The following is a 22,488-nucleotide window of genomic DNA, read 5'->3' as shown; positions in this document are numbered from 1 at the left end:
TCATCGGTGCAAGCACATGTGGCAACTAATCAGGCGGGTGAAGTACTTCATGAACAACGCCTCACCATTCCCGGGTGGTGGTCATGGATTGCAGAAACTGGAGCACAATTAGGATCAGTTATTTAGAGCCAGAGGCAGATGCAAGGTCCCCCACCGTTCTGTTTTCTGATTTTTGGTCGACTTTGAGGCGCCCGAGTAGAGTCGATGGGAGTAAGGCTGAAGGCAGGGACTGCCGCAAAGGCCAGCGGAGCCAAGGATGGCGACTCTGGCCGGTGCCACAGCGGACATCGATGGGAGCGAGGATCCAGCACCGATGGAGGTTAGGGGGTGTCGGGGGCGAAGCCCATGACCTGTCGTCGCCAGCGCGACAAACCCACTTAAACTCAAAACCGAAGGCCCACGGCGCAGCCGTCCACCAAAGAAAAGATGAGTACAGAACGCTGCGCGCGATGAATACTGAATACTGAGAAAGGCAAAGCCAAAAGAAAAACAAACAAAAACGCCGCCAGCTCGTTAAAGAGCGGGCGGCGTTTTTAGTCGGGCAGAGCCATCAGCTCAGCTGAGCGTCAAACATATCCAACATGCCAGCGGCAGCTTTGCGGCCTTCGTCGATGGCGGTGACCACCAAGTCTGAGCCGCGCACCATGTCGCCCCCGGCAAACACTTTTGGGTGGCTGGTTTGGAAGGCAAACTTGCCGCCCTCCGGTGCACGCACTCGGCCCCATTCGTCGGTGATAATGCCTTGCTCGCCGAGCCAGCCTGGAGGACTTGGCTGGAAGCCAAAGGCGATGAGCACCGCATCGGCGGCCAGAATATGCTCGGAGCCGGCAATGGGCTCAGGCCGACGACGACCGTTTTCATCGGGCTCGCCCAACGCGGTCTCGCAGCACTTGAGCCCGATGACCTGACCTTCTGGCCCGGTCTCGATCGCCAACGGCTGGCGGTTGAACAGGAACTCCACCCCCTCTTCGCGCGCGTTTTGCACCTCTTTGCGCGAGCCCGGCATATTGGCCTCGTCGCGACGGTAGGCGCATTGGACGCTGCTGGCGCCTTGGCGCACCGCGGTGCGGACACAATCCATCGCGGTGTCACCGCCGCCCAGTACCACCACTCGCTTGCCTTTGAGATCGACAAAGTCGTGCTCGGTGACATAGCCCTCAAGCTGGGCGGTGTTGGCGATGAGGTAAGGCAGTGCCTGATAAACCCCTTTGGCGGCCTCACCCGGTAGGTTGGCCTGCATCGACTTGTAGGTGCCCAGGCCGAGGAAGACCGCATCGTGCTTGTCAGCCAGCTCGGCAAAGCTGATATCGCTGCCGATGTTGACGCCGAGCTTGAACTCGATCCCCATCTTCTCCATCAGGGCGCGACGCTGGCGTACCACGGATTTTTCCAGCTTGAAGGAGGGAATGCCAAAGGTCAGCAGGCCGCCGATCTCCGGCATGCGATCGTACACCGTCACCTTGGCGCCGTTGCGCACTAGGATATCGGCACAACCCAGCCCGGCCGGGCCAGCGCCGACGATGGCGATGTGCTCAGGGCGGGCGATCACCCCGGACAGATCCGGGCTCCAGCCCATGCTGATGGCGGTGTCGGTGATGTACTTTTCGATGTTGCCGATGGTGACCGCGCCAAACTCCTCGTTGAGGGTGCAGGCGCCTTCACACAGGCGATCCTGCGGGCAGACCCGACCGCACATCTCCGGCAGGGTGTTGGTCTGGTTCGACATCTCCGCCGCTTCCAGGATCCGGCCCTGCTTGATCAGGCGCAGCCAGTCGGGAATGTAGTTGTGAACCGGACACTTCCACTCACAGTAGGGGTTGCCACAGTCCAGACAACGGTCAGCCTGATGGTTGACCTCCTTCTGCTCGAAATCCTGGTAGATCTCGACAAAGGCTTGCTTGCGCAGGGCGAGATCTTGCTTGCTTGGATCCTGACGTTCGACGTCCAGGAATTGAAAGACGTTGCTCATATTCGCTCCCTTAGCTCGCCTGAACTTTCAGTTCGTTGTTTTGTTGAATGGCCAGCAGATCGCTGATCTGGCTGGACTTGGGCTTGACCAGCTTAAAGCGGGGCAGCCAGTGGGTCAGATCTTCCAGAATGTCGGCGGCACGCTCGGAGCCGGTGGCGTCATAGTGTGCCTGCAGCAGTTGCTTGAGGTGATGCTGGATCATCGGCTCGGACACCGACAGGGTCTCCACCAGCTCGCCGTTGATGCGACGCTCAAAGTCGTTGTGCTGATCGAACACATAGGCGAAGCCGCCGGTCATGCCGGCACCGAAGTTGACCCCGGTTTCGCCGAGGATCACCACTACGCCGCCGGTCATGTATTCACAGCCGTTGTCACCGCAGCCTTCGATCACCGCAATGGCGCCGGAGTTACGCACGGCGAACCGCTCGCCGGCCTGACCCGATGCGAACAGCTTACCGCCGGTGGCGCCATACAGACAGGTGTTGCCGATGATCACCGACTCATGGCTGTCGTAGGCCACTCCGGGTGGGGTTTTCACCACCAGCTCGCCGCCGGTCATGCCCTTGCCGACGTAGTCGTTGGCGTCGCCGGACAGCACCAGCTTCAGGCCACCGACATTGAACACGCCGAAGCTTTGCCCTGCGGTGCCGCTGAAGTGGAACTCCAGATTTTGCGCCGCCAATCCCTGATTGCCCCATGTGGCGGCGATATGGCCGGCCAGCGTGGCCCCTACCGAGCGATCGGTATTGAGGATCGGCAGCTGCCAGTAGCCATCTTGCTTGTCGGCCACGTTTTGCGCCGCCAGCGTCAGCAGTTGCTTGTTGAGCAGGCCCTTATCCAAAGGCGGGTTGAGCTCGGTATTGAAGCTGTGGGTGTGCTCCGAGGGGATCGCTTGGGCGAGGATCGGGGCCAGATCCAGCTTATTTTGCCGCTCGGTTTGACCCGGCAACTGAGCGAGCCAATCGCTGCGGCCGATCAGATCATTGAACTCGCTGACACCCAGCTCGGCCATCAGGCCGCGCACGTCTTCGGCAACGAACTGGAAGAAGGCCATCACCTTCTCTGGGGTGCCGTGGTAGTGCTTGTCGCGCAGGCGTTTGTCTTGGGTGGCCACACCGGTCGCGCAGTTGTTGAGGTGACAAATACGCAGGTATTTACAGCCCAGTGCGATCATCGGTGCGGTACCAAAGCCGAAGCTTTCGGCGCCGAGCAGCGCGCCCTTGACCACATCCAGCCCGGTCTTCAGGCCACCATCGACCTGCAAACGTACCTTATGGCGCAGGTTGTTGGCGACCAGGGCTTGTTGCACCTCGGCCAGACCCAGCTCCCATGGCGAGCCCGCGTAGTGGATGGAGGTCAGCGGTGAGGCGCCGGTGCCGCCGTCGTAGCCGGACACGGTGATCATATCGGCGTTGGCTTTGGCCACGCCACAGGCGATGGTGCCAATGCCCGGCTCGGACACCAGCTTGACGCTGACCCGGGCCTTGGGGTTGACCTGCTTGAGATCGAAGATCAGCTGAGCCAGATCTTCGATCGAGTAGATATCGTGGTGCGGTGGCGGCGAGATCAGCGTTACCCCCGGGCGGCTAAAGCGCAGCGAGGCGATCTCCGCCGACACCTTATGGCCGGGCAATTGCCCGCCTTCACCGGGCTTAGCGCCCTGCGCCACTTTGATCTGGATAACATCGGCACTCATCAGGTAGGCGGCAGTGACGCCGAAGCGACCGGAGGCCACCTGCTTGATGCGGGAGTTGCCGGCGTTGTTCAGACGGCGCGGATCCTCACCCCCTTCCCCTGAGTTGGAGTTACCGCCCAGGCGGTTCATGGCGATGGCCAGCGCTTCGTGCGCTTCCGGTGCCAATGCGCCGACCGACATGGCCGCGGTGTCGAAACGCCAGAACAGCTTGTTGCGGGCCTCGACCTTACTCCGTTCAATGGGCGCCTGGCCGGGGGCCAGGCCGATCAGATCGCGCAGGGCGGCGTTCGGGCGCTGATCCACCAGCTCGCGGTAGCGCTCATAGGCCTCGGCGTCATTATGGTTGACCGCCTGTTGCAGCTGCTGCACCACATCCGGGTTAAAGCAGTGGTATTCACCGCCATGGACAAACTTAAGCAGGCCGCCGTGCGCCAGCGGCTGGTGACGGCGGAACGCGGCTTGATGCAATCGGGCTTGATCCGCCTCGATATCGACAAAGTCCGCGCCTTTAATGCGTGAGGCAACGCCGTTGAAGCACAGCTCGGTGATCTCATCACTCAGGCCGATGGCCTCGAACAGACGGGAGCAGCGGTAGCTAGCGACGGTGGAGATCCCCATTTTGGAGAGGATCTTGAGCAAACCCTTGTCGATCCCGGTACGGTACTTGAGCAGCAGCTCACGCACCCGATGGGCTTCGCCGCGCTTGGGCGCCAGGGTATTGATGCATTCGTACGCCAGGTAGGGGTAGATGGCGGTGGCACCAAAGCCAAGCAACACGGCGAAGTGGTGGGGATCGCGCGCGGTGCCGGTCTCGACGATGATGTTGGTGTCACAGCGCAGCTGTTGCTTTACTAGCGTATGCTGTACCGCGCCGACGGCCATGGCCGCCGGGATCAGCAGCTTATCTTGATGGATGGTGCGATCGGACAGCACCACCATGGTCGCGCCATTTTGCGCTTCGACTTTGGCTTGGCGGCAGACCCGCTCGATGGCGGCTTTCAGACCTTCGCTGGGCTCGTAGCTCAGCTCGATCAGGGCCGAGCTGTAATGTTCATTGTCCAGCGCCCGCAGCTGATTGAAGTCGGAATAAAGCAGTACCGGCGAGTCGAACAGCACCCGATTGGCCAGCCCGGTGGTTTCGCTGAAGGGGTTTTGCTCCTTGCCGATGCAGGTGGCTAGGCTCATCACGTGTTTTTCCCGCAGCGGATCGATCGGCGGGTTGGTGACCTGAGCAAACTGTTGGCGGAAGAAGTCGTACAGGCTACGTACCTGGGTCGAGAGAACCGAGATCGGGGTGTCGTCCCCCATCGAGCCGACGGCTTCGGCACCGCCATTGGCCAGCGGCCATAGGATCTCTCGCAGCTCCTCGCGCGAGACATTAAACATCTTCTGGTACTGCAGCAGCTCGGTCGCGTCCATCTCCGCCATACCTGCGGCTTCAACCGGCAGATCGACGCCTGGCACCATGCGCCGAGCGCTGACCTTCATCCACTCGGCGTAGGGGTGACGGTTTTTGAGATCCTGATCGATCTCAAACGAGGTCAACAGTTTGCCGGTGTAGGTATCGAGTACCAGCAGCTCACCGGGGCCGACCCGTCCCTTGGCGACTACCTCATCCGGTTGGTAATCCCAAATGCCCACTTCGGAGGCCAGGGTCAGGATCCGATCCTTGGTGATGATGTAGCGCGACGGGCGCAGACCGTTGCGATCGACCGCACAGGCGGCGTGGCGCCCGTTGGTCAGAACTACCCCGGCCGGGCCATCCCACGGCTCCATGTGCATGGAGTTAAAGTCGTAGAACGCCTTGAGATCGTCGTCCATCTCCGGGTTGGATTGCCAGGCGGGTGGGATCATCATGCGCATGGCGCGCTTGATGTCCATGCCCCCGGCCAGCAGCAGCTCCAGCATATTATCCAGGCTGGAGGAGTCGGAGCCGGATTGGTTGACGAATGGCGCCGCCTCTTGTAGATCGGGGATCAGCGGGCTGCGGAATTTATATTGACGCGCCAGCGCCCATTGGCGGTTACCGGCGATGGTGTTGATCTCACCGTTGTGGGCCAGGTAGCGGAACGGCTGAGCCAACTGCCAGCGTGGCTGCGTGTTGGTGGAGAAGCGCTGGTGGAACAAACAGATGGAGCTTTCCATGCGTAGATCGGCCAGATCCGGATAGAAGGCAGGCAGATCGCGGGGCAGCATCAGGCCCTTATACACGATGACCCGGCCGGACAGGGAGGACACATAGAAGTCCTTATCATCGACCAGCAGCTTCTCCATCCGGCGGCGCGCCATATAGAGGCGGCGCTCGAGATCCTTGCTACGCCAGCCCACCGGGGCATTGACGAACACTTGGAACATCGCCGGTGCGTCCGCCGCGGCGATCGGACCGAGTGAGTCCATATTGACCGGCACTTCGCGCCAGCCCAGCACCGTCAGGGTTTCCTGCTCGAGCTGCTGGCGGATGATCTCCTTGGTGGTCGCCTGACGCACCGGATCATGGCCCAGCATGATCATGCCGACCGCGTATTTGTTGGCTAAGCGCCATCCGTTTTCTTGTGCGATGTGCTGAAAAAAGCCGTCGGGCTTGGTCATCAGCAGACCGCAGCCATCACCGGTTTTCCCGTCAGCGCCAATGGCGCCTCGGTGTTGTAATCGGTCCAGGGCACTGATGGCAGTGCGGACCACGCGGTGGCTACTCTCGCCTTCCATATGGGCGATCAGGCCAAATCCGCAGTTTTCTTTTTCGAAACCGGGTTGATACAGGCTCATTGCGTTCCTCCAGCCTTTGCACCGTTCTGGAGCAATCGGTGCAAGTACATATTTATGCAGCGGAACATTCTAAGTTAATGGGCTGCAAAAATCTGGTCAACTTCACCACCATACGCTTGGGTAGCATGAAATCATATGATTGCGCTATGGATTGACAAAGGGGAGGGAATGGGTCAAACCGGCACGCCGAAGCGAAATATGCACAATAACGGGGTGTTAGCGCATAAATACGCTGGTGATTTTGCCCTAAAACAGGGCATCGTTTGCTCAAGGCGCCGTGTGACTGACGACAAGGCCAGCCCAGCGCTGCGTGGGTTTATTGGCCAATAAACCCCGGTTATCGGTGGGCGTGATCCGGATCGGCGCAGGGCGGCGTCGCATCTGTTAGAGTTGCGCGTTTTTTCGACACCGACCGCGCCCCATTTGGGGGCGTCTTGCCATTATAGAGGGAGCCGAGCCATGGGGCTGAACCTGCACGTCCACACCCTGGGTGAATACATGAAAGCCCGCTATGGTCAGAAGATCCATAAGCTGACCATCGACGCGGCCTTTACCTGCCCGAACCGGGACGGCACCTTGGGTAAGGGCGGTTGTACCTTCTGCAATGTCTCCTCGTTTAGCGCCGAGCACGGCAGCAAGGCCTCGGTGGCAGACCAGTTGGCTCAGGGCAAGGAGCGTCGCTTGGACGCGGCCAAACCGGCTAAAGCGGGCAAGCCCAAGCGCTACATGGCTTACTTTCAGGCCTACACCTCGACCTACGACGAATACGCCGTATTGAAGGACAAATACGAGCAGGCGCTGGCGGTGTCCGACATCGTCGGTATCTGCGTCGGCACCCGGCCCGATTGTGTGCCGGACGAAGTCCTCACCTTGCTCGCCAGCTATCAGCAGCGTGGCATGGAGGTGTGGCTGGAGCTGGGGCTGCAGACCGCGCACAGTGACACCCTGAAGAAGATCAACCGCGGCCATGAGTTTGACGTCTACGCCGATACCGTCCGTCGCGCCCGACTGTATGGCATCAAGATCTGCACTCACCTGATCCTCGGCCTGCCGGGCGAAACCCCACAGCATGCCCATGAGACTCTGGATAAGGTGTTGGAAGTGGGCGTCGACGGCCTCAAGCTGCACCCGCTGCACGTGGTGGAGGACAGCACCATGGCCAAGCAGTACCGGGCCGATCGTCTGCCGCTGTGGCAGCTCGACACCTACGTGAAGACTTGCGGCGAGTTGATCCGCAAGACCCCGCGCGAGGTGGTGTACCATCGCGTCGCGGCTTACGCTAAGCCGCCGGAGCTGATCGCCCCCGAGTGGTGTGGCGATAAGTGGTTGGCGTTGAATGCCATTATCGACGATCTGCGCCTGCATGGCGGGCAGGGTTCCGCTTTAGTTTGACGCCTGCGGCGTGGGCGTTGGTTGATTGTTTCGGTGTTGTCGGCTGCGCCGTGCTGGCTCTGAGTGATTCTTCCGTCCTTCGGCTGGTGGCGCCTGTGTAGACGGCTGCGCCGTGCTGGGTTTGGAGTGTCTCTCCAGTCCTCATGTCGCGCTGGCGACGGCAGGCCAGGGGGCTCCGCCCCCTAACAACCCCCTTTGTCTCGGTGCGTCGCTGCGCTCCTCCGACTCGACGGCAGAGCAAAGCGGTGGGGCATTGGATTTTCGCGTGCCTTAGCCTCGTTTCCGCTCGCCAGCAGCCGACACGCTTGGAGTCGCCATCGTTGAAAAGCGAAGCCGACCAGTCGTCTTCACGATGACTCCGCCAAGCTCCCGGTCGGCCACCGACTCACTGCACTCAGCACGGGTTGAAAAGACTCGAGGAAACTGACCTCACCTTCAATGTATCGACTTTCAATTACGCGACTTCAGTCTGTGCAGGTTTGGTATTTTTGTTGTCACCAATTTTACTTTCGTCCATATTTTCTATAGTTGTACTTATTTTTCTATCCTCGTCAGTAATTAGTTGCTTGTTCTTTTCGCCTAAGCGTTTAGTTATAGCCTGCATACCTGGGATTTTTGATACTTTACTCATGGCATCAGCTAACTGAGAGCTTTTGTCTAATACATCCATTATTGGATGGTCACTCTTGTTGTAGTCAGAAATTAGCTTCCCTGGATTCTCTGAGTTTACATCAACAAGATTATATAAAAGTTTTGTCCTGAGCTCATGAGATATATCGCCTTCAGGGATGTCTTGAACCTGTTTTGATAAACCTTCAAATGTTTTACTTAGGACTCCTTTGTGTGTGTACTCTTCAATCAATCTTTTGGAAAGCTTGTATTTCTTGTTAGCTGAATATGCGAGCCAGACTACGGGCGCATACAGAGGCAATGTTAAAGGTGAAAGACCCTGAATTAGCTTGGTTATAGTATCTAAATCAAAGGCTCCGTCATTCTTGAATACAATTATTAGTACGGGCAATAAAGATATAGCTATTAGAACGTATATAGAACGTTGGAAACTATTTTCATGTTGCTTTAGTTGCTCTATTTCATCATCTATTTTCTTGTCATATGCTGCAGCTAGCCCTGCAGTTAATGCTGCCGGAAGAAGATCATCGATTTGCTTTTTAGACTTATTGTAATTAGAGCGGCAATCTGAAATATATTGCTGGAACTTTGATTCATAGCCTTCTGAAATACTGTGCAGTTCCTTTGTTATGTTGCTGCTCTTTTTGATGTTGTCTTCGTATAAATCGCTTAGTTCATTGTCGATTTTCTTATATGACTCATCAAGGAACTCTATTTTTCCTTTGACTTTTATTAGCTCACCGTGTTCATTGTAATCTTCAGTTTCATAGCCATATATATCTTCGTATGATGTTCTTATTTCATTTCTTTCTTTAACAGCTTGCTGTCTTAGATTTTTAATATTTTCAATTAGAGATGTTGCATCAGTTGACTGGCTTTCAATTTCTTCAATTGATGATTGTAACTCTTCTAGTCTTTGCGTTAGTAGAACGCTCTTATTTGCCAAGTCATTGCATGTTTTTAATTGTGATTCTATTTGAGTGTTATATTCTTCTATTTTTGATGCTGTGGTTGTTATGGTTTCACTTTGTTCTTTCAAACTGTCTGAAATGGTCTGTGATTCTTCTTTTATTTCTTCAATCGAAGCAATAGACTCCTTGGCTGCTTTCTCATCTTTAGCAATCTCACCTGAACGCCTCTTTATGTGAGTTTGTAGGGATGTTATTGATCTACTGTTTTTTTCAATTTCTTTATAGTGCTCTGGAGCACTTTTTCTAATGCTATCTACGTCATCTGCTAACTTAGCAATGTCTGATTCTGTTGTTGCCAGTTTAGATTTAGTCTCAGATTTTAATTCATCATATGCATCCCAGAGTTGTTCATTGTTCTCGCTCAATTTTCTTATTGAAGCACTGGTTGTACCAAATATGTCCATAGTTAATCTCTTTGAGCCAAAGCCTGAACTTGAAGAGCATGTTATTTCTGACTGACATTCAGTGCAAAAGCTAAATTTTAAATTGTGAATTAAAAAGATAGGTTGAGTCGAATTGGATTCATGGTTGAAGAGGATAGAAAACTAAAGACCAAAGGGGCAGAGACATTGAGATACATTGAAATATGGTTCAGCCCTATGGCCACCACCAAGTCCGGCGCTGCGAAGACCGAGCAAAGCGGCGGGGCATCTGACTTTCGCGTGCCTTAGCCTTGTTTCCGCTCGTCCGCAGCCGACACGCTTGGAGAGCGTCAGCGTTCAAAAGACCAAAGGGTCAGAGACATTGAAATGTGGCTTTGCTCGATGGCTATCCCCCAAGACCGGCGCTGAGTGTCGTTGTGGGAGGGGCGACCGGGAGCTTGGCGGAGCTTTGTTGAAAGCGGCTGGCCGCTTTTGCTGTTAAAACAAAGCGATCTCCAAGCGTGTCGGCCCGAACACGACGTAAGCGAAGAAAAAGCCGGGCGCAGGCGTGATGAACTGGCCAGCAACACGCTTTGCTCTGCCGACTTCGAGGAGCGCAGCGACGAAGGGAGGCAAACGGGGTTGTTAGGGGGCGAAGCCCCATGGCCTGCCGTCGCCAGCGCGACTGAAGGTTATGGTTCACCGATGCAGGCCCGCGGCGTAGCCGTCACCGCCAAACAGTAAATTCGGGAAGAAAGGAGCAGATACATTGAAATGTTGCTTGTGGCTAATTCGTTGCTGCACCAAGCCGAACGAATGTGACCGAGTTTGATGGAGCCAAGCTCACTGAAATCATGTGCAGTGCCAGCCCTGCATCGAGTTGCAGGGCAGGATGTTTCTGGTTTTATTCCTGCCAATGGCCGTTTTCTTTGGTCAGAAAAGCGTTGAGTTGGGTATTCAGCTTGGTCAGATTGCGGCAAGTGGGGCTCCCAAAGTGGGCGCTGAGCTTTTTTAGTCGGCGGCGGATGACCCACTTTCCGGTTAGGGCAAGCCATAGGGCGGTGACTGGACCGAGGTTGAAGATGTATCGGCTAGGAGTTGGCTCGTTGGGTTTGGCGATAACATTACTGCTGTCGAAATCGCGCACCACTAAGAGTTGGGCGATGCGCGGAACTAGGGTGGCCCAGCCGTGCCGCTTGACGGTTGCTTCGGTTACGGTGAGCTCGACCATCTGCTGACTTTGTTGCTGCAGTGCCAGGTAGGGCTTGGGACTGGCCACTAGGTTGATGACGATATCCAAATGGCACAGCGCGGCGGCCTGCTTGAGCTGCGCCAGCGCCTGCTGTTGCTCAACATGGCGGCAGTCCGCCGGTTGGTAGAGGATGGTGCCGCCGCAGGGCGCGAGGACCGGGGCGATCTGCCGATGGAGGAAAGTGTCCTTGAGCCTGGCGCGGTGCGTGGCGTGCTGGTATCGGATCGGCCCCTGAAAGATGAGATAAAGCAGGATAATCAAACAGAGGGCGGTCAGTTCCAGGTAGAAACCCATGTGGGTGGCTTGCTGGACATTATCGAAAGTGCCAGGGTAGGTGCGAGACAGGGTGATGATCCAGAGCCCGATCAGCACAATAAAGATCGCATGTTTTTTCAGCCAGGACGTCATTTCCATACTCCAATCCTCTGTCGTTAACACCAATCTACCGTAAGCCCATCGATGAAAAAAGCGTCTGCATACAAATGTATACAAGGCTGCTGCCGTGCTGTATTTGAAGAGAATATCTGGGTCGGAGAGCAGTAAAAGCTCCGACGGAACGCCTGAACTGGGGGAGGGAGCAGAGCGATTGGCGCTAGGGATCAGAGACATTGAAATGCCGTTCTGCTCGATGATTGCCCCCAAGTCCGGCGTTGAGTGTCGTTGGGTGAGGGGCGACCGGGAGCTTGGCGGAGCTTTGTTGAAAGCGGCTGGCCGCTTCTGCTGTTAAAACAAAGCTGCTGACTTTAAAAGAGTGGCAAGCGTGTCGTTCCGAGTGAAAACCTAAGGGTTAGAGACATTGAAATGTAGTTCTACGCGATGTCTACCCCCCAAGGCCGGCGCTGAGTGTCGTTGGGGGAGGGACGACCGGGAGCTTGGCGGAGCTATTTTCGAAAGCGGCTGGCCGCTTTTGCTCTGGGAAAATGGCGACTCCAAGCGTGTCGGCCCGAGCGCAGTGTAAGCTTCGATCCAGCCGGGCGTAGGCACACGGAACCTGCCAGCAACGCTGCTTTTGATCTCCGTCGACTTCGAGGAGCGCAGCGACGAAGGGAGATAAAGGGGAGTGGGGAGGGGCGGAGCCCCTCTCCTTGCCGTCGCCAACGCGACAACAGGTTATGGTTCACCGATGTAGGCCCACGGCGCAGCCGTCACCACTAACGCGAAAGTCGTGCGCAGCACAAGACTCAGCACGGCGCAGCCGACAACACCCCAAGTCGTGCGCAGCACGAGGATACAATTGAATACAACCCTGCAGCCGGGCTGAACGGAACCGATCCATCCCTTGGTGTTTCTAATGGAGCTGCTAGAGTGAGCGGCAACATGATTCGGAGGGTTTGCAATGAAGAAACGTCTGTTGATGGGCATGCTGATGTTCGCGCCGCTGATGGTCAGCGCCAATGAGGCGAAAGAGCCCGGTTGGATGTTCGAAGCGAAACCTGAGCTGGTGCGACATATCTTCCATTTCCCTGCGGGGACTGAGGTTGCGCAACAGGTTGAGATCCAGGCTTATACGGTGGCGCAGTTGGCGCCTTGCAACAGCTATCGCGGCAAAGGCGAGTTGAGCTGGCAAAATCTGCAGGGCTGGGGCTACGGCTACGGTGAAGTGACCGGCTTTGAGCCGGGCGTCTATGCCAGCACCCTGGCAGCGTGTCCGGATCTGCCCAAGGAGGCGGTCGAGGTGATGATCGGCCAATCCCTGCAGCGCCACAGCGGCCAATATCCGCTGGTGGTGTACGCGCCGGAAGGGGTGGAGATCCGTGCCCGCCGCTGGCAGCCGCAGGATTGGAACCAAGGCGAGCAATTGCCTTAACTTCCATACCTGCCGGAGTCCGTTCAAGGGCTCCGGCTTTTTTCGCTGCAGTGATCGGCCGCAGTGGCGCATGGGGGCTTAGCAGTTTGGCTGTGCTCAGGTGCACGCTGTCGGCGTGAGCGCAGTGCGTGTGGCCAGCGTCCTATCCCGAGTCGCCGTTCACCCTAGCGGTTGCCCGGCCAAGGCGAACGGTGCAGCGCTCAGTAAAACTTGGGATCGTCCTTGGAGGGCCGGGTCTTAAAGCGGCGGTGCAGCCACATGTACTGCTCCGGGCGCTTCAATACCAACTGCTCGGTGAGTCGATTGCAGCGCTGGGTATCGGCGAATTCATCGCCGCTGGGGAAGTTGTCCAGTGCCGGCTGGATCTCAATGGTGTAGCCGGAGTGATCGGCGTTACGCTCGACAAAGAAGGGCAGGACGCGGGCCTTGCCCAGTTTTGCCAAGGTGGTGGCGCCAGCCGGGGTGGAGGCCGGCACGCCGAAGAAATCGGCGAACACGCTGCCCTTGCGGCCGCCGTCTTGATCTTGGGTGTACCAGAGCACCTCTTTTTGTCGCAGGGCTTTGACCATCTGACGCACTTCGCGTTTTGAGATCAGCCCTTTGTTGGAGCGCAAGCGGCCTTTGACCTGGAGGTATTCCATCAGCTTGTTGTTGTGGGGGCGGTAGACGCCAACGCCCGCTTTGAACTGGCCAAAGACGCGGGCGCCGGGCTCCAGCATCAGGCAGTGGGCGGCCAACAACAGCACGCCCTGACCGGCTTCGGCGGCGGCGTTGATGTGCTCCTGGCCGCGGATGGTCATATGGCGCTGGATCCGTTCATCCGACCACCACCAGGCGTTGGCGCTGTCGAAGATCGCCATGCCGGTCTCTTCAAAGTTCTTCACCAGCAGCGCTTGCCGCTCCTGCTCTGAGCGCTGCGGGAAGGCCACGGCCAGGTTGCGGCGGGCGACATCGGCGCGTTTTGGCGCCAGCTTCATCAGGGTGCGTCCGATCCAGGCACCGATCCGGTACTGGCTGGCCAGCGGCAGCTTGATCAGCAGTTTCATCAGGCCAACACCCAGCCAGGTGGGCCAGTACTTTGGCAGTAGGAACTGCCGGTCAAATTGAGCGGTTTGTTGCATCGGGACTCTCGTTGTACGGGGGATCCGGCCGGCACCGAGCGGATCGTTCTGATTCTGCCCAGCACCTTACTGGCTGATCGGCCCTGCATGCAACGAAAACTGCGGCCAGAGCCCCGGTGACTGGATAAGTTTTGGGCTCAATGCGGCACTGGCGCCCGCGCGGTTGCTGGTCGGGAGTGGCCTGTGCTCCGCCTTTCTGTGCGTCGTGCGGAGGAGGGAGGCTTTGGCGGGTGGACTGGGCGGTTAATGGGATGTGATACACTCAAAACTCCTGAGTCTTTCACGGGTTATGGGCGGTGTTTGGGTTGCAGTGGTGTTATCACAACCGTAAGGCGCGCAGGGTGCGAAGCCGATTTGCTTTGGCCTTGGGGCTGTTGCTCTGCTGGGGCGCAGCGCAGGCGATCCCGCCGCATCAGCTGTGCCGGTTGGATCAGTTCGAGCAGTGCCGCGCCGGCCTGTCTAATGGCTGGCAGCAGGTACTTGGCCAGCTGTGGCCCAGCGAAGAGCTCAAGGCCTCGGTGCGTCAGGCGTTGTCAGGGCAAGGGGGCGTCACCTTGCTCTCCCAAGATGAGGCGCTGATCTTGCTCGATCCCACCCGCTTGCAGCAGCCGCAATGGGTACTGCTCGACAGTGAGCTGTATGAAGGCGCGCCGCTGCGTAATTTTCGCTCGACCTATTACCATGAGATCGGCCACGTCGCGACCCGACATAGCCCCTGGCTTGAGCGCTTACGTCAGTCCAATGGGCCTGAGCATTGGCCGGAGGAGGTGCTGGCGGATCTGTATCTGTTTTGGCATCTGTTGCGAGAGGGGGCGGAGGCCGAAGAGTTGTGGCGTCAGGTTCACCTGCGCAATATCGGCCTGATCCAGGCGCGCCCCGACTGGACCCATTGGACCACCCCGGTGCTGGTGCCTCTACTCTGCCAATTTGACCGATTGGAATACTGGGCCGAACGTCCGTTGGCCCCTTTTCTCGATGCGGCGCTCTCCGCGTCTGATACTTGGCCGCTGGCCCAGTACCGTTTGCTGGGCCAGCGCCAGTTTGCCCTGATCGCCCCAAGTGTGGATCAGCCTCACTTAGCGCAGCCTTACCGTCAGCATTGGGCGGCATTGCTGCAGCCGACCCTGCGCTGGTTAGAGGTGGATCTGCCCCCTTACTTAGCACGTCATCAACTGCCCTACCTACCAGAGATCTGCTCGACGGTCCTGACAGAGCCGAGCGCCGAGCGCGCTGGGCGGTGAGATCCGCTAATGGGTGGGGGAATTGCTCACTCGCCTCGCCGGTGCGTCTCGTAACATTATGTTTTGTAATGGTTTTATTTTATTGGTCTGAAATTTGTATGTTCCCTTGCGCATTGGGCCGGTCGGCGCAACGGCTGATCTGTCGCTTTGTACGGCGGCGGCGGGACAGCGCTTGCGTTGACAGGCGCCCAGCTGAGTACGGCTGGGCGGCGCTTGACAGGGACCACTGTGGCGCCGATGTTTCAGGGATCGGGTATCGCTTTGGATGTTCGGCAACGAGGGGAGTGGGACTATGGCTTCGTGGGCAATCGTGGCGGTGATCGCCATTACGATGGGCTGTCTGGTGGAGATAATGAAACATCGCCACAAAGGGCTGGGCCGCAAAGAAAAAGCCGAATTTGAGCAGAAAATGCAGCAGCTGGAGCAGCAGAATCAGCAACTGCAGGCCCGGGTTGAGGTGCTGGAGCGGATCGTCACCGACAGCGGTTTTTCGGTGGATCAGGCTATCCGTGATCTGGGGTAAACAGAGAGGAAGGGATGGATGAAAGAGTTGGTATTGATCTTTGTGCTGTTGGCGTTGGCCGCAGCGATGGTGATGGCTTGGCGTTCGCCGCAGCGCTTCGCCCAGTGGCGCAAAGCCTTGGGGTTGGTGGACGGGCCGTTTGATAAGGCGATGGCGGACGTCGTCAGTGAGACGGCGCCGGATCTGGAGCGACGAGTGCAACAGCTGGAGACGGAGAATCAGGCGATGAAGGTCCGTTTAGCGGCGCTGGAAACCATCGTCACCGACAGTGGCTTTGAATTGGATCAGCAGATCCGCAAATTGGGTTAAGGGGGATACATGACGCTCTGGACTTTCTTGGCGATTTTTTTCGGCGGTGCTTATTTGTTGGAGGCGTATTACAGCCACAACAAGACGCAACGTAAATTGGCTGAAAGCGCGGTCAATAACGGCGAGCTGGATGCGCTAAAACGGATGGTGGCTGAGCAGGCTGAGGAGAATCAGGCCCTGCGCGCGCGGATTGAAACATTGGAAGCCATTGTCACCGACGGCGGTTTTGAAGTGGATCAGCAGATCCGTAACTTGGGATAAAAGAGGGAGCGTGTTATGGATGTGATGCAGATGGTGATGTTTTTCGGGGTGCTGCCGGGCGTCTTATTGTTTTCCGGGGTCATGGCCTGGATGAACAATCAACATCAGGTTCGGATGGCGGAGCTGAAGGGGGGCAACAGGGCGATGCAGCAGCAGATGAAGGAGCTGGTCGAGCAAAACCAGAAGCTTGCCGAACGGGTGGCGGTATTGGAGAAATTGGCGGTCGATGATGGGGCTGAGATCAGCCGTGAGATCCGCAAGTTAGCTTAATCAGATTAAGCAAAAGCGGCCGCGAAAGGGGACTTTCGCGGCCGCTTTTGTGGTGATGGCTTTAGGCAAAGGTGGCCAGAACGATGCCACTGCCGATCACCACAAACAGCACACCGCAAACGCCATCAATGGCCGGCGCGGCCTTGCGCACCCGCTGCTGCATGCGGGCACCGGTCAGCAGCCAGGCTAACAGGGCGAACCAGGCAAACGACAGACCCCAGAGAATGGCGATGGCGACCAGTTTGCCACTCAGTGACATGCTGATAGGCACTAGGCTGGTCAGCAGGCTGAGGAAAAACACCAGCGCCTTGGGGTTGAGCAGGTTGGTGGTGAAGCCTTTGGTCATCGCGGCGCGCACGGAGGTCAACTCCTCCACCGATTTGGCCGGCTGGCCGCGCCGGTCGGCGTTCCAACTGGCATAGACGCTGCGCAGGGCATCGATCCCGAGATAGAGCAGGTAGCCCCCACCGGCCAAGCGAAACAGGGCAGGCAGATGTGGGTGTTGCTGGATCAGCAGGCTGACGCCGGTCAGGGCAAACACCGAATGGAGCAGAATGGCCAGTGAGATCCCTAGCGCAATGGCCAGGCCAATGCGGCGGCCGTGCCGGCTGGCGTTTTGTACCACCAGAGCAAAGTCCGGGCCGGGGCTGGCAAGGGCGACCAGGTGCACGGTCGCCAAGGTCATCAGTAAAGAGAGTTCATTCATGGTCTTGGGGTTCTTGTCTCGTCACGTTGCGCGGGGCTCGGACAGCGATGCAACCGAAGGCGTGATGATAACATCGATAGGGCGTTGGGTTTATGCGCGCAGCGAAGGCGGCATAGATAGAAAAAAGGCGCTCAACAGAGCGCCTTGATGGGTCGGTTTGCTTAGAATTTCTTCGCGGCGAAACCGGTGACTTCTTTCAGGCCCATCTCTTTGCCCAGCTTGGTCATCGGGTGAACCACCACCAGACCGCGAACGGACTTCTTCAACTTGCCCATGTCAGCCTGCTCTGCTTTGGTCAGCGCACGCTTGAACGACATCTGATTGAGGTTGTGGGACTGGTGGCCCAGCTTGCGGGTCTGGGTCTTTTTGTTGCTGCCGATCCGCTTTTCCAGCGCCGCGATATCTTCATTGAATTTGTCGATCATGGATTGATCGCCACGTTCATGAGCGGCTTGCAGCTTGCGCTTGGCCGCTTCGATGCGGTTGCTCAGTTGATGCAGCTCTTGCTTAAGATTGGTCGACATCATTCGTCACCAAAATCGCTGAAGTCGAACTCTTCTTCCTGATCGTCATCGGCTTGCTCAGCTTGACGCTTTGCGGCGCGCTCGGCGGCCTTCTGCTCGGCTTTCTCAGCGGCGCGGGCGGCTGCCGCTTCGCGCTCCAAACGGCCTTCGGCTTTACGCTTGTTGCGCTCAGTCAGGCTTTCCAGGAAGGCTTTCAGCTCGGTCTCGCCCCAGCTGATGGCTTCGGCTTCAGTGGCGAAACCGCCCTGCTTCTTAGATACAGCAGTACGGCGTGCCGTGACTTTACGAACGATCGCGGCGGACCATTTGCCGCCCTTCTCTGTAACGCGAAAATCGTATTTTTTGGTTTGGGCCATGGGGTTACGTTCCTATGGAGTATTCGGTTTGCGCCCTTCCTGAATGTGTCCAATGGAGCACGAGCGAAGAGCAGGGGCGCACAGTATACGCGGGTAGGATTTTTCTGCTCGTTTTTTTACCTGTGTCGCCAGACCGGGCCGCAGGGCGGCCCAGTGACGGACTATTGGACTTGATCGTAGAAGCTGTGCAGCCATTCCTCCAGCCGAGTATAGCCAGAGGGCATCAGCTCGTTGTAGTTGCTCGGTGGCAGCAGGGTGCGTTGATCTTCCCGCAACTCGGGCCAGCCGCCGATGTTGTTGCTGCAATCGATGTGGAGCCGAACTTGTGAGCTGCTGTCGGGGATGGTGTCCCAGCTGTTTTTCAGGTTGAGGGTGACGTAATTGCTGGAGCAGCTATAGCTGTCGACGATGCGCTCTTGTCCGGCGCCGCGGCCGTCGAAGATCTCGGCGATCTTGTCGGTGTAGGCGCTGGATTTGCTGGTGTCGCAGTCCGGGATCTTGCCTTTGACCATGCCGCTGTCGGCGTCGCTGACAGTGAAGACGGGATAGAGGATATCTTCGTCGTCAACACAGTCCGGGGTGCGGCCGTCACGATGCCAGACGTCGTCGATGATGCGCTGATCGGTATCATCTCGGTCAAGCGGGCGCGCTCCGGCATTGGTCAGGACGGAGTCCAGCGTCTCACTGGCGGGCAGCACCTGTAGCCCATCGAGCCATAGTGGCGGCTCGTTGGCGACAAAATCGGGTTGGAAGTCGCTGTTGGTGCGGGCACAGGGCCATTCCTCACCGCCCCAGTCTTCGCATAGATTGTCTTCGACGTAGATCTTCGAGCCGCTGCGCTTTTCGTCGATCTGAACCCAGGCGTTGTGGTTGCTCGAGCCGTTGTTGCCCTCGAGCCGGACGTTGCCCACGATGGTGGTGGTGCGAACCTGACCGTCATGCGCGCTGTTGTTGCTCAGTGGCGACAGGCGCATGGCGACTTGGCGGGCGTTGTAGGTGACGTTGTTGGCGGTGATGATGCTGGGGGAAGTCTCCAGCGGCGCACGATCGTCAATATGGGCGATGAGGTTGCCCTGCACCAGCATGTTGGGGGCGGAGATCATCAGGCCTTTAGAGTGGCCGCCTTTGGGGTGCATGTTGTTCCACAGCCCCTCGCTGATGATGCTGTTGCTGACGGTGACGTTGCGGGCGGTGTCTTTGACGGTGAAGGTCTCGTCCAGGCCCCAGCTGACGCTGATGTGATCAAACACCACATTGACCGGCCGGCGGCTTTCGTCGTCGCCTTTGCCGATCACATAGATCCCGTCCCTATCGCCCGGCGTGCGGCCTTCGATGGCGTCACCGGTGCGTACGCGGATGTGTTGGATCAGCGCGTCGTGGGCCTCCCAGCGAATGGAGGCGCCGCGCAGGGTGATCCCAGGTGAGGGCGCAGTCTGGCCGGCGATGGTGATGTAGGGGTTGCGGATATCCAGGGTGCCGACACTGGTGAGATCGATGGTGCCACTGACCTCAAAGATGCAGACGCGGGGGCCGCTGGCGTCGGTGCAGGCTTTGAGTGAGCCCGTGCCGCTGGCGTCGAGGTTGGTCACCTTGTAGATGGTGGCGTTGGGCGTGGCTTCGTGGCGGCCGCTGCCCGCCGGGGTGTCCATGCCAAAGCCGATGGCGCAGGGGATGATGGGCAATGGCGTGATGTCATCGCAATCATCGGGCTCGCCGGGATCCGGTGGCAGGATGGGGATATCGGGGGCGGGCGGGATGACGGGCTCGCCCGGTTCGCCGGGATCGGGGTCAACTGGAGGCAAGATGGGCTCGCCGGGATCGGGACCGGTCGGCGTGCCGGGATCCGGCGGCAGGATGGGATCGTCGGGATCCGGTGGCAGGATAGGCTCGCCTGGCTCGCCGGGATCGGGGTCAACCGGGGGCAAGATGGGCTCGCCGGGATCGGGATCGATCGGCTCATCGGGTTCGTCAGGTTTTCCGGGTTTATCGGGTTTATCCGGTTTGTCGGGCTTATTTTCTTGCCCAGGCGGGGTCTCCGGCTTGGCAAACAGGTCGGGTATCGCTTCGGTTTCTTCTGGCTCGGCATTCAATTGCAGGGGGAGCCCGACAATGAAGATGAGTCCAATTAGCTTGACGATGACGGACCGCATAACCGCCTCCCACTTCGACAACTTGGATTTGGATCGACAACAAGGGATAAGTGTAGGGGATGGGCGTGCATTGTGCCGCGCAAAGGCGCCCCGGCAGTTCGGGGCGCCGCCTCCTATTGAACCTGGGAATAGTAGCTGTGTAGCCAGACTTCCAAACGGGTATAACCCGATGCGGTTACCTCGTTGTAGTTGTTGGGCAATTCAAGCTTGCGGGTGGTTTCTTTGAGCTCTGGCCAGCCACCGAGGTTGTTGCTGCAATCGATGTGGAGCCGGACTTGTGAGCTGCTGTCTGGTTGGGTGTCCCAACTGCTTTCCAGGTTGAGGGTGACGGTATTGCTGGAGCAGCTATAGCTTTCGACGGTGCGCGCCTGTCCGGCACCACGGCCGTCGAAGATCTCGGCGATCTTGCCGACATAGGCGGTGGACTTGCTGCCGTCGCAATCGGGGATATCACCTTTAACCATGCTGTTATCCGCACCGCTGACGTTAAAGACGGGGTAGAGGATGGTCTCGGCGTCGATGCAATTTGGGGTGATCCCTTCCCGGTTACGGACGTCGTCGATGATCCGCTGATCGGTGCCGTCTCTGTCTTTGGGCCGTGCCCCGGCGTTGGCGAGCACAAAGTCCAGCGTCTCACTGGCGGGCAGCACCTGCAGTCCGTTGAGCCACAGCGGCGGCTCCGTGGCGATGAACTCCGGTTTGAAGCCGCTGTTAGTGCGGGCGCAGGGCCACTCTTCGCCGCCCCAGTCTTCACACAGGTTGTCGTCGATGTAGATCTTCGAGCCAGCGCGGTCTTCGTCGATCTGCACCCAGGCGTTGTGATTTTGCGACTGATTGTTGCCCTCGAGCCGGACGTTGCCGATCACCGTGGTGGTGCGGACTTCGCCGTCGTGCGCTTCGTTGTTGCTCAGTGGCGACAGGCGCATGGCGACTTGGCGGGCATTGTAGGTGACATTGTTGGCGGTGATGATGCTGGGGGAAGTCTCCAGCGGCGCGCGGTCGTCGACGTGGGCGATGAGGTTGCCCTGCACCAGCATGTTAGGGGCGGAGATCATCAGCCCCTTGGAGTGGCCGCCTTTGGGGTGCATGTTGTACCACAGTCCCTCGCTGATGATGCTGTTGCTGACGGTGACGTTGCGGGCGGTGTCTTTGACGGTGAAGGTCTCATCCAGGCCCCAGCTGACGCTGATGTGATCGAACACGACGTTGACCGGCCGACGGCTTTCATCGTCGCCTTTGCCGATCACATAGATCCCATCCCTATCGCCCGGCGTGCGGCCTTCGATGGCGTCGCCGGTGCGGATCCGGATGTGTTGGATCAGTGCGTCGTGGGCCTCCCAGCGAATGGAGGCGCCGCGCAGGGTGATCCCGGGAGAGGGTGCGGTTTGGCCGGCGATGGTGATGTAGGGATTCATAATATCCAGTGTGCCGACACTGGTGAGATCAATGATGCCGCTGATCTCAAAGACACATACGCGGGGGCCGCTGGCATCGGTGCAGGCTTTGAGTGAGCCGTCGCCGCTGGCGTTGAGGTTGGAGACTTTGTACACCGTGGCGTTCGGCGTTGCCTCGTGGCGACCACTGCCCGCCGGCGTATCCATGCCGAAGCCGATGGCACAGGGGATCACGGGCAGTGGATCCATCGCATCGCAATCACCGGATTCCGGTGGGGTGACCGGCACATCCGGATCGGTCGGGTCGACCGGCTCGCCGGGGTTATCGGGATCGGTCGGCGGCTCGATGGGCTCGCCGGGATCCGGATCGATGGGGGTGCCGGGATCCGGTGGGGTGACAGGCACATCGGGATCGGTCGGGTCGACCGGCTCGCCGGGGTTGTCGGGATCGGTCGGTGGCTCGATGGGCTCGCCGGGATCCGGATCGATCGGGAAGCCGGGATCCGGTGGGATCACCGGCACGTCGGGATCGGTGGGATCGGTGGGCTCACCGGGGTTATCGGGATCGGTCGGTGGCTCGATGGGCTCGCCCGGATCGGGATCGGTTGGCGGAGATACTGGCTCCTCCGGTGTGGAGGACCGGTCGCTGCAGGCTGGTAACAGGCAGAGCCAGCTACCGAGTAATAGAGCATAGAAACAATGAGAATGTCGCACAAAGGACTCCTGCACTTGTATCGTCAGGGCGGACCGCAAACATCATCGAAGGGGTAAGTTTAGTTCAGTCGGTT

At 58.3% G+C, this 22,488-nt stretch carries 18 protein-coding genes; 8 read left to right on the top strand and 10 right to left on the bottom strand.

Going from position 1 to position 22,488, the window contains the following annotated elements:
* Positions 1-550: 550 nt before the first annotated feature.
* Both ABEA08_RS07640 and gltB read right to left on the bottom strand, forming a co-directional pair.
* A complete protein-coding gene (locus ABEA08_RS07640) occupies positions 551-1,969 on the bottom strand; it encodes an FAD-dependent oxidoreductase (protein WP_345334696.1) in 1,419 nt (472 codons plus the stop codon).
* A gap of 10 nt (positions 1,970-1,979) precedes the next feature.
* Complete coding sequence (gene gltB, locus ABEA08_RS07635; protein WP_345334695.1) at positions 1,980-6,431, bottom strand: glutamate synthase large subunit; 4,452 nt, start codon at positions 6,429-6,431, stop codon at positions 1,980-1,982.
* A gap of 459 nt (positions 6,432-6,890) precedes the next feature.
* On the opposite strand from gltB, the gene mnmL reads away from it, so the two are divergent.
* The gene (mnmL, locus tag ABEA08_RS07630; protein ID WP_345334694.1) at positions 6,891-7,823 is read left to right on the top strand and encodes a tRNA modification radical SAM protein MnmL/YtqA; all 933 of its coding nucleotides are present in this window, start codon (positions 6,891-6,893) and stop codon (positions 7,821-7,823) included.
* A 454-nt stretch (positions 7,824-8,277) separates the two neighbouring features.
* On the opposite strand, the gene ABEA08_RS07625 is transcribed toward mnmL, so the two are convergent.
* Complete coding sequence (locus ABEA08_RS07625) at positions 8,278-9,828, bottom strand: hypothetical protein (RefSeq protein WP_345334693.1); 1,551 nt, start codon at positions 9,826-9,828, stop codon at positions 8,278-8,280.
* Between the two features lie 450 nt (positions 9,829-10,278).
* Between ABEA08_RS07625 and ABEA08_RS07620 the strand changes: the two genes are divergently transcribed.
* Positions 10,279-10,530 carry a hypothetical protein gene (locus ABEA08_RS07620; protein ID WP_345334692.1) on the top strand — a complete coding sequence of 84 codons (252 nt, stop codon included), beginning with the start codon at positions 10,279-10,281 and terminating at the stop codon, positions 10,528-10,530.
* Between the two features lie 160 nt (positions 10,531-10,690).
* Here ABEA08_RS07620 and ABEA08_RS07615 read toward each other — a convergent pair whose 3' ends face one another.
* Positions 10,691-11,452 carry a hypothetical protein gene (locus ABEA08_RS07615; protein WP_345334691.1) on the bottom strand — a complete coding sequence of 254 codons (762 nt, stop codon included), beginning with the start codon at positions 11,450-11,452 and terminating at the stop codon, positions 10,691-10,693.
* Between the two features lie 922 nt (positions 11,453-12,374).
* On the opposite strand from ABEA08_RS07615, the gene ABEA08_RS07610 reads away from it, so the two are divergent.
* Positions 12,375-12,845, top strand: coding sequence for an ecotin family protein (locus tag ABEA08_RS07610; protein ID WP_345334690.1), 471 nt, complete (start codon positions 12,375-12,377; stop codon positions 12,843-12,845).
* A 200-nt stretch (positions 12,846-13,045) separates the two neighbouring features.
* Here ABEA08_RS07610 and lpxL read toward each other — a convergent pair whose 3' ends face one another.
* A complete protein-coding gene (gene lpxL, locus ABEA08_RS07605; protein ID WP_345334689.1) occupies positions 13,046-13,966 on the bottom strand; it encodes an LpxL/LpxP family Kdo(2)-lipid IV(A) lauroyl/palmitoleoyl acyltransferase in 921 nt (306 codons plus the stop codon).
* 341 nt (positions 13,967-14,307) lie between these two features.
* Between lpxL and ABEA08_RS07600 the strand changes: the two genes are divergently transcribed.
* The 5 genes from ABEA08_RS07600 to ABEA08_RS07580 all read left to right on the top strand — a co-directional run bounded on the left by ABEA08_RS07600 (position 14,308) and on the right by ABEA08_RS07580 (position 16,570).
* Positions 14,308-15,207 (top strand): hypothetical protein, encoded by a 900-nt coding sequence (locus ABEA08_RS07600; RefSeq protein WP_345334688.1) that lies wholly within the window; start codon positions 14,308-14,310, stop codon positions 15,205-15,207.
* A gap of 292 nt (positions 15,208-15,499) precedes the next feature.
* Entirely contained in the window at positions 15,500-15,730 is a 231-nt protein-coding gene (locus ABEA08_RS07595; protein ID WP_345334687.1) for a hypothetical protein, read from the top strand.
* Between the two features lie 18 nt (positions 15,731-15,748).
* Positions 15,749-16,039 carry a hypothetical protein gene (locus ABEA08_RS07590; protein WP_345334686.1) on the top strand — a complete coding sequence of 97 codons (291 nt, stop codon included), beginning with the start codon at positions 15,749-15,751 and terminating at the stop codon, positions 16,037-16,039.
* A gap of 9 nt (positions 16,040-16,048) precedes the next feature.
* The gene (locus tag ABEA08_RS07585) at positions 16,049-16,300 is read left to right on the top strand and encodes a hypothetical protein (RefSeq protein WP_345334685.1); all 252 of its coding nucleotides are present in this window, start codon (positions 16,049-16,051) and stop codon (positions 16,298-16,300) included.
* Positions 16,301-16,315: 15 nt separating this feature from the next.
* Entirely contained in the window at positions 16,316-16,570 is a 255-nt protein-coding gene (locus tag ABEA08_RS07580) for a hypothetical protein (RefSeq protein ID WP_345334684.1), read from the top strand.
* 61 nt (positions 16,571-16,631) lie between these two features.
* On the opposite strand, the gene ABEA08_RS07575 is transcribed toward ABEA08_RS07580, so the two are convergent.
* The 5 genes from ABEA08_RS07575 to ABEA08_RS07555 all read right to left on the bottom strand — a co-directional run bounded on the left by ABEA08_RS07575 (position 16,632) and on the right by ABEA08_RS07555 (position 22,414).
* The gene (locus tag ABEA08_RS07575; protein ID WP_345334683.1) at positions 16,632-17,276 is read right to left on the bottom strand and encodes a LysE family translocator; all 645 of its coding nucleotides are present in this window, start codon (positions 17,274-17,276) and stop codon (positions 16,632-16,634) included.
* A 161-nt stretch (positions 17,277-17,437) separates the two neighbouring features.
* Positions 17,438-17,800, bottom strand: coding sequence for a YibL family ribosome-associated protein (locus ABEA08_RS07570; protein ID WP_345334682.1), 363 nt, complete (start codon positions 17,798-17,800; stop codon positions 17,438-17,440).
* On the bottom strand, positions 17,800-18,156 hold the full coding sequence (locus ABEA08_RS07565; RefSeq protein WP_345334681.1) for a DUF3622 domain-containing protein: 357 nt from the start codon (positions 18,154-18,156) through the stop codon (positions 17,800-17,802). The genes ABEA08_RS07570 and ABEA08_RS07565 overlap by 1 nt, the downstream gene beginning before the upstream one ends.
* Before the next feature lie 161 nt (positions 18,157-18,317).
* Complete coding sequence (locus tag ABEA08_RS07560; protein ID WP_345334680.1) at positions 18,318-20,306, bottom strand: pectate lyase; 1,989 nt, start codon at positions 20,304-20,306, stop codon at positions 18,318-18,320.
* Positions 20,307-20,419: 113 nt separating this feature from the next.
* Entirely contained in the window at positions 20,420-22,414 is a 1,995-nt protein-coding gene (locus ABEA08_RS07555) for a pectate lyase (protein ID WP_345334679.1), read from the bottom strand.
* Positions 22,415-22,488: the final 74 nt, after the last annotated feature.

The organism is Ferrimonas pelagia (genome assembly GCF_039543565.1).
GTDB lineage: Bacteria > Pseudomonadota > Gammaproteobacteria > Enterobacterales > Shewanellaceae > Ferrimonas > Ferrimonas pelagia.
The sequence above is the reverse complement of the archived record's forward strand: the minus strand, read 5'-3'. Positions and strand labels throughout refer to the sequence as shown.

Excerpts from the sequence above, each read along its gene's own strand:
- ABEA08_RS07640 (WP_345334696.1), bottom strand. The coding sequence starts at position 1,969 with ATGAGCAACGTCTTTCAATTCCTGGACGTCGAACGTCAGGATCCAAGC.
- gltB (WP_345334695.1), bottom strand. The coding sequence starts at position 6,431 with ATGAGCCTGTATCAACCCGGTTTCGAAAAAGAAAACTGCGGATTTGGC.
- mnmL (WP_345334694.1), top strand. The coding sequence starts at position 6,891 with ATGGGGCTGAACCTGCACGTCCACACCCTGGGTGAATACATGAAAGCC.
- ABEA08_RS07625 (WP_345334693.1), bottom strand. The coding sequence starts at position 9,828 with ATGGACATATTTGGTACAACCAGTGCTTCAATAAGAAAATTGAGCGAG.
- ABEA08_RS07615 (WP_345334691.1), bottom strand. The coding sequence starts at position 11,452 with ATGGAAATGACGTCCTGGCTGAAAAAACATGCGATCTTTATTGTGCTG.
- ABEA08_RS07610 (WP_345334690.1), top strand. The coding sequence starts at position 12,375 with ATGAAGAAACGTCTGTTGATGGGCATGCTGATGTTCGCGCCGCTGATG.
- lpxL (WP_345334689.1), bottom strand. The coding sequence starts at position 13,966 with ATGCAACAAACCGCTCAATTTGACCGGCAGTTCCTACTGCCAAAGTAC.
- ABEA08_RS07595 (WP_345334687.1), top strand. The coding sequence starts at position 15,500 with ATGGCTTCGTGGGCAATCGTGGCGGTGATCGCCATTACGATGGGCTGT.
- ABEA08_RS07590 (WP_345334686.1), top strand. The coding sequence starts at position 15,749 with ATGAAAGAGTTGGTATTGATCTTTGTGCTGTTGGCGTTGGCCGCAGCG.
- ABEA08_RS07585 (WP_345334685.1), top strand. The coding sequence starts at position 16,049 with ATGACGCTCTGGACTTTCTTGGCGATTTTTTTCGGCGGTGCTTATTTG.
- ABEA08_RS07580 (WP_345334684.1), top strand. The coding sequence starts at position 16,316 with ATGGATGTGATGCAGATGGTGATGTTTTTCGGGGTGCTGCCGGGCGTC.
- ABEA08_RS07575 (WP_345334683.1), bottom strand. The coding sequence starts at position 17,276 with ATGAATGAACTCTCTTTACTGATGACCTTGGCGACCGTGCACCTGGTC.
- ABEA08_RS07570 (WP_345334682.1), bottom strand. The coding sequence starts at position 17,800 with ATGTCGACCAATCTTAAGCAAGAGCTGCATCAACTGAGCAACCGCATC.
- ABEA08_RS07565 (WP_345334681.1), bottom strand. The coding sequence starts at position 18,156 with ATGGCCCAAACCAAAAAATACGATTTTCGCGTTACAGAGAAGGGCGGC.
- ABEA08_RS07560 (WP_345334680.1), bottom strand. The coding sequence starts at position 20,306 with ATGCGGTCCGTCATCGTCAAGCTAATTGGACTCATCTTCATTGTCGGG.